The following is a 10,212-nucleotide window of genomic DNA, read 5'->3' as shown; positions in this document are numbered from 1 at the left end:
CGGTAGCCCGGACAAGGCGCGTCAAGCGCCGCCTCCGGGAAGCAGCGCGCAATGTCATCTCCGCTTTTTTCCCGGCTCGCGCTGCGCTTAGCCGGGCTACGGGTTTACCGTCGTCTGCGGGACGGTAGCCCGGACAAGGCGCGTCAAGCGCCGCCTCCGGGAAGCAGCGCGCAATGTCATCTCCGCTTTTTTCCCGGCTCGCGCTGCGCTTAGCCGGGCTACGGGTTCAGCGCCGTCTGCGGGCCGGTAGTCCGGACAAGGCGCGTCAAGCGCCGCCTCCGGGAAGCAGCGCGCAATGTCATCTCCGCTTTTTTCCCGGCTCGCGCTGCGCTTAGCCGGGCTACGGGTTCAGCGCCGTCTGCGGGCCGGTAGTCCGGACAAGGCGCGTCAAGCGCCGCCTCCGGGAAGCAGCGCGCAATGTCATCTCCGCTTTTCTCCCGGCTCGCGCTGTGCTTAGCCGGGCTACGGGTTTACCGCCGTCTGCGGTCCGGTAGCCCGGACAAGGCGCGTCAAGCGCCGCCTCCGGGAAGCAGCGCGCAATGTCATCTCCGCTTTTTTCCCGGCTCGCGCTGCGCTTAGCCGGGCTACGGGTTCAGCGCCGTCTGCGGGCCGGTAGCCCGGGTTAGGCGTTACGCCGCAACCCGGGATGGGCTCAAAGCTTACGCTACTCCTTCGCGATAGGCGTTTCGTTTTCCGCCACTTTGGTATCGCCCTGAATGGCCGCGATTTTCTTCTCCACGTCGGCAACCTGCTCGCTGCTGTGCAGCAGCGTATAGGTCAGATCAAACTGGGTGCTTGCCCCGGGCTGAAGCTGCTTAACGCGTTTTTGCTCGCGCTCGATGGTTACCGGATAGGCGTAGCTGGTACCCGGCTCAATACCGGTCACGTAACCCTGTTTCTCGGTATCGGTGTTTTTCCACAGCGTCAGCACCGGCAGCTGGCGGGTATCAAACTGAATCGATGCCCCTTTGTCGCCGGCTTTGTTGACCACGGCGGCCAGCGTTTGATGATTTTCGTCCGCCAGCGGCTGCATGTTAAACACCATTTCATCGAAATCTTTGGTTGGACCGGCGTAGGTTTGCCAGGTTTTTAAGCCGGCTTTGGCGTAGTCATTGAACGGGCTGATGCTGGCGATCGGCGCCATAAAGCGGGCCCCCTCTTCGAGGATCGGCTTGCCAAAGTTGCTGTGATAGATAATCTGATAGTCATGCGGATAGTCAGCATGGTTGGTTAAGACATCGTGCAGGCTGAAGCTGTTGCTGCCGGGTACATAGCGCAGCTCGGTCATGGTCTGCAGATCCGCTTTCTTAAACGTGCTCTCCTTCACCAGCCCGCGAACGCGAATTTCATACGGCGCGGTGTCCGCGACTTCCACTTCCACCTGTGAAGCCGGCGTGTTGCCGACTTTACCGTGCAGGGTATAAATCTGCCCGTCTGCGGTTACCGGGTGGCCGGTCCATTCATAGCCGCAGCGCACCATCATTTCATTGAAGCCTTCCAGCCAGCCCAGCCCGTTGCGGCTTTCGAGGTTAATAAAGGCCGGGTTGACCACCTCTTTTACCGGTGAGTCCCAGCCCATCCGTGAACCAAAACCTTCGATTTTCAGTAGATTCATGCCGCGAGTCGGGCTCAGGGTAATCGTCAGGCCGTCTTTGCTGTGGATCACGAGGATTTTGCTGCCTTCCTGTTTCCCGCCGTGAAGGACTTTTTGCTCAATGCTGAAGTTATGATCTTTTATCTTCAGCTGGTCGCTGGTTATCTGCCAGTTTCCTTTATCCATACCGCTTTCAGCGCTTGTCAGCACCCATGTTTTCGCGACTACAGGCCCAGAAACAAGCATGGCAATTGCTGTTAAAGCTAATGTTTTTTTCATTTTTTAACCCTTTTGCTGAATCGATTGTGTTGCTGATGCAGGGAATTTAGTTGTAAGTGGATTATGAAAATGTGAAGTGTCTCACCTGGTGAGAAAATGGCCGTTTTTATATTTTTAAATGAGATTTAAATCGCTTTTTTTAAGTAATTATAAAAGTTGTTGCTAAAAAAATGTGAATCAAGATGATTTTAGCTTTAACGATTCAGCTATTACTGGCTACGGCTATGATGAAGCCTTTAGAAACGACAGGGCCGCCGGGCTTTGGTGGCCCAGGCGGCCCTGGTTGAAGCGGTTTTACCGTGTAAAAAAACGCAGCGGGGAGGTTATCAAGCGCCGTAGAACGCTTTGGTATAGAGCCCTTTGACATCCTGAACGGACGGATAGTTAGGATTCGTTAATGTGCAGGGATCGTCAACGGCATGGTGACTCATTCTGTCGAGGACGTTCACAAAGGTGATTTCATTGATTTCAACTTCGCCGCACTGGCTTAGCGTTTTCGGCACGCCCAGACGTTGATTCAGCGCGTTGATCGCTTCAATCAGGTTTTTGATGCCTAACGCCGCTTCCAGCTGACGATATTTTTTGGTGAACTTCGCATTATATTGAATGATATAAGGCAGCATAATCGCGTTTGCCAGACCGTGGGTAATACCAAACTCGCCGCCAATCTTGTGCGCCATTGAATGAACTAACCCCAGCGAGGCGTTGGTGAAGGCGATTCCCGCCAGCGCAGAAGCATTGTGCATATGCATGCGGGCGTTTAAATCATCAGGTGAGCGCCAGGCGATTTCCAGATACGTAAACACCAGCCGAATCGCTTCTACCGCATAGGGGTCAGTAAACGAGTTGGCCGCGGTGGACACATAGGCTTCAATGGCGTGGGTCAGAACGTCCATTCCGGTATGAACGGTAACGTGCGGCGGCATTTTTGCCGGAATGGTGGGGTCGAGAATGGCGATATCCGGTACCAGATCGGCGGCAACAATCGGGTATTTGATATGATTTGCCGTGTCGGTGATCACCGAAAATGCGGTGATCTCAGAGGCGCTGCCGCTGGTGGAAGGGATCGCCACAAATCGGGCTTTATTGCGTAGCGCCGGCATGGAACCGACCGGGAGAATATCCTCGAACTTCAGCTGCGGATGCTCGTAGAAACACCACATTACTTTTGCGGCATCAAGCGCGGAGCCGCCGCCAATCGCCACTATCCAGTCCGGTTCAAAAGCCTGCATCGCTTTTGCGCCGCGCCAGACGGTTTTAATGGACGGATTGGGTTCGACATTATCGATAATAATGCACTCCATACCTGCTTTATTGAGTTCGCTGACGGCTTTATCCAGAAAGCCAAAACGCTTCATGGAACTTCCGCCAGTGACTAACGCGGCTTTTTTGCCGCTCAGGGTGGAAAGATGTTCTAAAGCATTTTCGCCATAAATAATACTGCGAGGAATTGAGAAGGCCTGGGTCATAGGAAACTCCATTTAATATTAAGGATTTTTTTAGTGTGCATTCGTCATTTACGATTCAGCGACACGTGCAGAGTAAAAAAATCGAATTAATGCTCCAGATATTGCTGAAGCAATATCTGGAGGGAGTTGACCGTCATACTTCGAGCGGCTGGTGCGTTGACTGCAACTTGAATTATTTGGGGTATTAGCGGCGTTTAAATCGTACCGTCCCAGGAGTCGACTTTTTCGCGTTTCGCTTCCTCTTCATCAAACCAGCGCGAGGTCACGCATTTTGATTCGGTGTAGAAACGGACGCCGTCTTTGCCCAGGCAGTGCAGGTCGCCGAAGAAGGACTGCTTATGGCCTGAGAACGGGAATACGCCGACCGGCACCGGGATACCGACGTTGATACCGACCATGCCGCCGTGGGTGCGTTTCTGGAATTCGCGGGCGTAGTAGCCGCTTTGGGTGAAAATAACCGAGCCGTTGGCAAACGGGTTATTGTTCATAAGTTGCAGACCTTCTTCGAAGGTTTTGACCCGCTTAAAGCACAGCACCGGCCCGAAAATTTCCTGCGTGCCGACGCTCATCTCTTCGGTTACGCGATCCAGGATGGTTGGCCCGACGTAGAAGCCATTTTCCTGGCCCGGCACCTGAATAGCGCGACCATCGAGCACCAGCTTTGCCCCCTCCTCAATGCCTTTATTAATCCAGTTGATGACCGATTGCTTATGATCTTTAGAAATCACCGGACCCATATCGGTGTCGCGCAGATAGCCGGGGCCGATTTTCAGCTGTTTGGCTTTCTCGACGACGGCGGCAATCAGCTTATCAGCGATCTCTTCCTGCACCACGACAACCGGCAGCGCCATGCAGCGTTCGCCCGCGCAGCCAAACGCGGCGTTGATAATCCCCGCTGCGGTACGGTTAATTGGCGCATCGGCCAGCACCAGGGCATGGTTTTTCGCTTCGCACAGCGCCTGAACGCGCTTGCCGTGAGCGGCGGCTTTGGAGTAAACGTGCAGACCCACGGAGGTTGAGCCGACGAAGGAGACGCCGTTGACGTCCGGGTGGGTCAGCAAGATATCGGCTTCATTGCGTGAGCAGGTCACGACGTTGATCACCCCATCCGGCACTCCTGCTTCCTGATAGAGTTTGGTGATTTCCATACAGGTCATCGGCGTCATACTGGCCGCTTTAATCACCATGGTATTACCGGAGGCGACGCATAATGGCGCCATCCATCCCATCGGGATCATTGCCGGGAAGTTAAACGGCACAATACCGGCGAACACGCCGATTGGCTCACGATAAAGGTTGGTGTCGATCCCGGCAGAGGCGTCCATCAGGTTTTCACCGGCCATGAGAGTGGGAATCGAGCAGGCAAGCTCGGTACCTTCTTTCGCTTTTAATACATCGCCCTGGGCGTCGCCCCAGGCTTTACCGTTTTCTTTTGCCACCAGCTCGGTTAAGCGGTCCTGATGCTGGATTAATAATTCGCGAACGCGGAACATAATTTGCGAGCGTTTAATGGCCGGCGTATCTGACCACGCCGGAAAGGCTTTGCGTGCCGCGGCAACGGCATCCAGCACTTCTTGCTCGGTGCAGCAGGGGGCCTGAGCCATGACTTCCCCGGTACTTGGGTTATAGACGTCCATATAGCGTTCGGTCTGCGATACGCGCCATTGACCATCAACGAAATATTTCAGCCTTGGTACAGTAGTCATATTTTTCTCCATGATGATAGCTGTCGACTCTCTAAAATCTGGCTCCGGTCGGCGGCAAAGAACTGACCGCCGGGTTAGCCCCTCTCGTGAAAAGTGAATTCCTGCTTCTTGCCGGACGATGGCCTCCGCTGGGCGATTCACCTGCGGCGGTGCGGATGATTTTGTCGACTTTCTGTTGAGGAAAGCCTGCAGACGCCAGGTTTTAATGAACAGAACTCACTGGCCAAAAATACGCGCACGCACCGTTTCGGTTCTTGTACTTTAATGAAATTTATTTTTCATTATTATAATGTATGAAATAACAAAACCGTTTTGAGAGGTGGATCAAAGATAAGCAAACTGCTGATAAAGTCAGCGCCCTAAAGGCAGGGTTATATTGTTTTATTTAATAAAGTTAACAGGTTGTGTTGATGGCATTGGCGTTGATGGCGAGGGGAGATTGCCAGCCGGATTGCAATGGAACGGCTTTCTTGTGAAATAAAAGTTAAATATAAGCGCGAAATCGAATGAAAATGAAAAATTAAAACCGATTTAAATGCAGGGAAAATTCGAATTGACCATTGTCCATGGCATTGCGTTCGAGGGAGTGGGTCGCCCGGATCGGGCAACAGCCGTAATCCGGGGGAGTCATACAGAATTAGCCTTCGCTTTCGGCCAGTTCACGCAGGTACTGGAAGATAAGACGCGCGGACTTCGGCGGCTTGTTGCCTTCTTTCTCTTTTTTGGCGTTGCGGATCAACGAACGCAGCTGCTGACGATCGGCATCTGGCCACAGGTTCAGCACTTCAGCCACGGCATCATCACCATTATCAATCAGACGATCGCGGATCTGCTCAAGCTTATGGAACAGCGCAACCTGCTGGTTGTGGCGGTTCTTCAGCTTGTCCAGCGCCTGACGAATCGGCTCGACGTCGCGGCTGCGCAGCATTTTACCAATCAGCTGCATCTGGCGGCGGCGGCCTTCTTTCTTGATACGCTGGGCGAGTTCAATCGCGTCGCGCAGGTCGGTATCCAGCGGGATTTTATCGAGCGCGTTTTTACCCAGCTCGACCATTTCCGCGCCAAGACGCTTCAGTTCTTCGGCGTCACGCTTAATTTCACTTTTACTGACCCAGATAATTTCATCGTCTTCATCTTCGACGTCATCACCAGGGACGTCGTCGAGCCAGTCTTCGGGCTGCTTTGTCATCTCAGGCTCCTTAAAAAAGAGACTAATGTTACCAGTTAAGGCGCGCACTGAAAAACGGTTCTCTGTTAGACTTCAGTTAACTCCTTCTTACATTATGGCATTAGCGATGAAAGTCATCTCTCAAGTTGCACAACAGCGTAAGACGCTGGAAGAGGCCGTGACCACGGCGCTGGAACTGGCGGCAGGCAAATCCGACGGCGCGGAAGTCTCCGTCAGTAAAACTACCGGTATCGGCGTGAGCACCCGCTACGGCGAAGTGGAGAACGTAGAATTCAACAGCGATGGTGCTCTCGGCATCACCGTTTATCACCAGAATCGCAAAGGCAGCGCGTCTTCGACCGATCTCAGCCCGCAGGCTATTGCCCGCACGGTGCAGGCGGCGCTGGATATCGCCCGCTATACCTCGCCGGACCCGTGCGCGGGCGTGGCGGATAAAGAACTGCTGGCTTTTGAAGCCCCGGATCTTGACCTGTTCCACCCGGCGGAAGTTTCCCCGGATGAAGCCATCGAGCTGGCCTCCCGCGCTGAACAGGCGGCGCTAAAAGCCGATAAACGCATTAGCAATACCGAAGGCGGCAGCTTTAACAGCCACTACGGCATTAAAGTGTTCGGCAACAGCCACGGCATGCTGCAGAGCTACTGCTCTACCCGCCACTCGCTCTCCAGCTGCGTGATTGCCGAAGAGAATGGCGATATGGAGCGCGATTACGCTTACACCATCGGACGGGCGATAGACGACCTGCAATCGCCGGAGTGGGTTGGCGAAGAGTGCGCCCGCCGCACCCTGTCGCGCCTGGCCCCGCGTAAGCTATCGACGATGAAAGCGCCGGTGATTTTCGCCAACGAAGTCGCTACCGGTCTGTTTGGCCATCTGGTCGGGGCGATCGCCGGCGGTTCGGTTTACCGTAAATCCACCTTCCTGCTTGATGCGCTGGGTAGCCAGATCCTGCCGGACTGGCTGACCATTGAAGAGCATCCGCACCTGCTGAAAGGTCTGGCTTCGACGCCGTTTGATAGCGAAGGCGTCCGTACGGAACGCCGGGATATCATTAAAGACGGCGTACTGACCCAGTGGCTGCTGACCAACTACTCGGCGCGTAAGCTGGGGCTGAAGAGCACCGGCCACGCCGGTGGTATTCACAACTGGCGGATCAACGGCCGCGGCCTGAGTTTTGCAAAGTTGCTTAAAGAGATGGGAACCGGCCTTGTCGTAACGGAACTGATGGGGCAGGGTGTAAGCGGCGTCACCGGCGACTACTCACGCGGCGCATCCGGCTTCTGGGTAGAAAACGGCGAAATTCAGTATCCGGTCAGTGAGATAACCATTGCAGGAAATCTGAAAGATATGTGGCGTAATATCGTGACCATCGGCGACGATATCGAAACGCGCAGCAACATTCAGTGCGGTTCCGTACTGCTGCCGGAGATGAAGATCGCCGGGCAATAACACTTGTGTGCTTAATAATAAAAAAGGAAGTGAGCAATGCGTAAAAAACTGTTAGCGATGCTGGCCGTATCGGCTTTTGCGCTTGGTTCGGCATCGGCTTTCGCCGATCTGGGCGAAGACATGGATACCCTTGCTGAGAACCTGCAAGTGGTGCAGAAAACTTCAGATGCCGGCGAGCTGAAAGCGGCGCTGAATAAGATGCGCACAGCGGCGGTTGACGCCCAGAAAGAGACGCCGCCGAAGCTGGAAGGTAAAGCGGCGGACAGCGCGGAAATGAAAGACTATCGTCACGGTTTCGATGTGCTGATCGGCCAGATTGACGGCGCGCTGAAGCTGGCTGATGAAGGCAAAGTCAAAGAAGCCCAGGCCGCAGCGGAAGAGTTTAAAACCACCCGCAATACATACCATAAGAAGTACCGTTAATTTCTCTTTGTGGGGAGGCGTCAGCCGATGCCTCCCACATTCTGTTAATTCAAAACTCCATCACCGTCACATTTTTCGCTTTTCCTGCATGCCGGTTTTCGCCACCATGACACCGATGATCTTGTGATGTTCATCACGAGAATTGGTTGGGGCGAATACATCCACAATAACTATGTGAAATAGATCACGCCTGCCTTCTTCCTTTCCACTTCGAAGTGGAAAACAACTCGCTACAAACTCTTTGCCCCCGGCATTAGTGTTATCCCCAGAGACATCAACGGGGTAATTCAAGTGAATAACGGAGCGGTAACACACGTCCCAGAGGAGCAGGCCACGCTAACCGAACAGCTGGCCGACAAGATGCTGCAGCAGGTTTTCGCACTATTAAGCCGCCGCAACATCGTCCCCAACGACGTTCAGGAGCAAATGCTGACTTCCCACGTTCGGGCGATGGCCCATCGGTCAATCAGCGGCGAGCCGCTGCCGGAAGTGGATGCCAGCCTGTTCGAAGAGATCTCAGAAGATTCAATGATGCTGGCCCGCGAAGTGGTCGCGCAGTTCGGCAATCTGCCAGATGAAGAAGCCTGGCTGCTGTCCGTCCACTTCGAAGTCGCGAAAGATAACCTGTAAGGAGCACACAAATGGAACAAATCACCGTTGTTATTGGCGATCGCCTGGGTAAAGGACAAAAAGTTGCCGCAGGTGCGGAAAAAGCCGGCGCTCGCGCCGTGGTCGTGCCGGGCGTTGCCGCGGATATGAAGCTGGGCGACATGATGAAGGCGGAAAACGCCACCTTCGGTATCTCTTTCTGCGGCAGCGGCGGCGCAGGGGCTATCACCGCGCAGAATAAGCACGGCTACAAGGCGAAATATGGCATGCGTTCCGTTGATGAAGGCGTCACCGCGATCAACGAAGGCTACAACGTACTGGGCTTCGGCTTTATGGATAAAGAAGAGCTGGGTGAACGCCTGGTTGAGGCCTGGAAGAAGAAGTACGGCGCGTGAGCATGAAAGAGCAATTCACCACCACGGTGAGCGTAACCGGCAAAGGCGAGAGCAAAACGCGCGCTTTTGCCGATGCTCTGAACCATGTCCAGGCGGCGGTGATGAAAACGTCGCCGCACATCTTACTGCGTATTGAACCACAGGACGTGGAGGTTGTTCATGCGCGTGAAGCGGTACGGAAAGAGGCCTTTTTATTCTTCTTTTTGCGCCGTGAGCGACGAACCTACAGCGTGGAGCTGAAGGTCACCGTCACCGTGACCGCCATTAATCTCGATAAAGTGGATTTCGTCACGCAAACCTGATTTTCACCAAAGGGTCAGACTATGTTCCTGATAATTTTAATAAAATCGCTCATCATCGGCGGCCTGGTTGGCGTCGGCGTAGGCGCCGGAGCGGCACGCATGTTTCATGCGCCCACCACGCAGGGGATGGGGGCGTTTCGTACCTTGGGCGAGCTGAATTCATGTGAAGGCGATCCGGCTTCCCACTTCTCATTTGGCCTGGGCTTCTTCTTCAACGCCTGGGCCTCTTCCGTCGCGGCAGGCTCCTTCACTCAGGACGTTGACCACCGCATTATCCCCAACTGGGGGGCGGCAGCGCTGATGATTAAAAACCGCAACGTCGGCGAGACGCTGCACGATCCGAAAAAGATGGCCATCGCCTGCGGCATTATCGGCATGATCGTGGTCGCTTTCCTCAACCTCACCGCCTCTTCTGTACCGGAAGCGCTGCAGGTGACGGCGGTTAAAGTGCTGGTTCCGGCGGCAAACCTGCTGGTGAATACGGTGATGCCGGTCATCTTCTGGCTGGCGGCGATTGATGCCGGTAAAAAATCGGGCTTCTGGGCGACGATTTTCGGCGGCGCGGCGCAGCTGATTATGGGTAACGCCGTTCCGGGCCTGGTGCTGGGCATCCTGATCGGGAAAGGCGTTGAAGAGAGCGGCTGGCACCGCGTCACCAAGGTGATGATGGTGGCGATCGTCGCGCTGTTCGTTCTGAGCGGCTTCTTCCGCGGTTTCGACATGAAGATGATTGAATCCTTCCATCTGACCGTGCCGAACTGGCTGGAACTGATCCACAACTCGCTCAGCGGTAAATAAC

At 54.5% G+C, this 10,212-nt stretch carries 10 protein-coding genes; 6 read left to right on the top strand and 4 right to left on the bottom strand.

The genetic code is table 11. From position 1 onward, the window contains the following. Window positions 1–664 precede the first annotated feature (664 nt). From ABLV30_RS24090 to yjgA, 4 genes are all read right to left on the bottom strand, one after another. A complete protein-coding gene (locus tag ABLV30_RS24090; RefSeq protein WP_025107443.1) occupies window positions 665–1,873 on the bottom strand; it encodes an aldose 1-epimerase family protein in 1,209 nt (402 codons plus the stop codon). Window positions 1,874–2,199: 326 nt separating this feature from the next. Next, window positions 2,200–3,342: an iron-containing alcohol dehydrogenase gene (locus ABLV30_RS24085; protein WP_014837210.1), complete on the bottom strand. Its 1,143-nt coding sequence runs from the start codon at window positions 3,340–3,342 to the stop codon at window positions 2,200–2,202. 194 nt (window positions 3,343–3,536) lie between these two features. Continuing rightward, window positions 3,537–5,048 (bottom strand): CoA-acylating methylmalonate-semialdehyde dehydrogenase, encoded by a 1,512-nt coding sequence (locus ABLV30_RS24080; protein WP_004098061.1) that lies wholly within the window; start codon window positions 5,046–5,048, stop codon window positions 3,537–3,539. A 637-nt stretch (window positions 5,049–5,685) separates the two neighbouring features. After that, window positions 5,686–6,237, bottom strand: coding sequence for a ribosome biogenesis factor YjgA (yjgA, locus tag ABLV30_RS24075; RefSeq protein ID WP_004098062.1), 552 nt, complete (start codon window positions 6,235–6,237; stop codon window positions 5,686–5,688). A gap of 94 nt (window positions 6,238–6,331) precedes the next feature. On the opposite strand from yjgA, the gene pmbA reads away from it, so the two are divergent. The 6 genes from pmbA to ABLV30_RS24045 all read left to right on the top strand — a co-directional run bounded on the left by pmbA (window position 6,332) and on the right by ABLV30_RS24045 (window position 10,211). Next, a complete protein-coding gene (pmbA, locus tag ABLV30_RS24070; RefSeq protein WP_004098067.1) occupies window positions 6,332–7,684 on the top strand; it encodes a metalloprotease PmbA in 1,353 nt (450 codons plus the stop codon). Window positions 7,685–7,720: 36 nt separating this feature from the next. Beyond that, window positions 7,721–8,107, top strand: a complete 387-nt coding sequence (cybC, locus tag ABLV30_RS24065) for a cytochrome b562 (RefSeq protein WP_009652340.1) — start codon at window positions 7,721–7,723, stop codon at window positions 8,105–8,107. Between the two features lie 291 nt (window positions 8,108–8,398). Continuing rightward, the gene (locus ABLV30_RS24060; RefSeq protein WP_004098070.1) at window positions 8,399–8,737 is read left to right on the top strand and encodes a PRD domain-containing protein; all 339 of its coding nucleotides are present in this window, start codon (window positions 8,399–8,401) and stop codon (window positions 8,735–8,737) included. Between the two features lie 11 nt (window positions 8,738–8,748). Beyond that, window positions 8,749–9,111 carry an SFCGS family glycine-rich protein gene (locus tag ABLV30_RS24055; protein ID WP_004098072.1) on the top strand — a complete coding sequence of 121 codons (363 nt, stop codon included), beginning with the start codon at window positions 8,749–8,751 and terminating at the stop codon, window positions 9,109–9,111. A gap of 2 nt (window positions 9,112–9,113) precedes the next feature. Continuing rightward, window positions 9,114–9,413 (top strand): DUF4312 family protein, encoded by a 300-nt coding sequence (locus ABLV30_RS24050; protein WP_004098073.1) that lies wholly within the window; start codon window positions 9,114–9,116, stop codon window positions 9,411–9,413. Between the two features lie 21 nt (window positions 9,414–9,434). After that, window positions 9,435–10,211: a DUF4311 domain-containing protein gene (locus ABLV30_RS24045; protein ID WP_004098075.1), complete on the top strand. Its 777-nt coding sequence runs from the start codon at window positions 9,435–9,437 to the stop codon at window positions 10,209–10,211. Window position 10,212 lies beyond the last annotated feature (1 nt).

Source organism: Klebsiella sp. CN_Kp113, assembly GCF_040064585.1.
Classification (GTDB): Bacteria; Pseudomonadota; Gammaproteobacteria; order Enterobacterales; family Enterobacteriaceae; genus Klebsiella; species Klebsiella michiganensis.
The sequence above is the reverse complement of the archived record's forward strand: the minus strand, read 5'-3'. Positions and strand labels throughout refer to the sequence as shown.

Coding starts and splice junctions, on each gene's coding strand:
- ABLV30_RS24090 (WP_025107443.1), bottom strand. CDS start 1,873: ATGAAAAAAACATTAGCTTTAACAGCAATTGCCATGCTTGTTTCTGGG.
- ABLV30_RS24085 (WP_014837210.1), bottom strand. CDS start 3,342: ATGACCCAGGCCTTCTCAATTCCTCGCAGTATTATTTATGGCGAAAAT.
- ABLV30_RS24080 (WP_004098061.1), bottom strand. CDS start 5,048: ATGACTACTGTACCAAGGCTGAAATATTTCGTTGATGGTCAATGGCGC.
- yjgA (WP_004098062.1), bottom strand. CDS start 6,237: ATGACAAAGCAGCCCGAAGACTGGCTCGACGACGTCCCTGGTGATGAC.
- pmbA (WP_004098067.1), top strand. CDS start 6,332: ATGGCATTAGCGATGAAAGTCATCTCTCAAGTTGCACAACAGCGTAAG.
- cybC (WP_009652340.1), top strand. CDS start 7,721: ATGCGTAAAAAACTGTTAGCGATGCTGGCCGTATCGGCTTTTGCGCTT.
- ABLV30_RS24055 (WP_004098072.1), top strand. CDS start 8,749: ATGGAACAAATCACCGTTGTTATTGGCGATCGCCTGGGTAAAGGACAA.
- ABLV30_RS24050 (WP_004098073.1), top strand. CDS start 9,114: ATGAAAGAGCAATTCACCACCACGGTGAGCGTAACCGGCAAAGGCGAG.
- ABLV30_RS24045 (WP_004098075.1), top strand. CDS start 9,435: ATGTTCCTGATAATTTTAATAAAATCGCTCATCATCGGCGGCCTGGTT.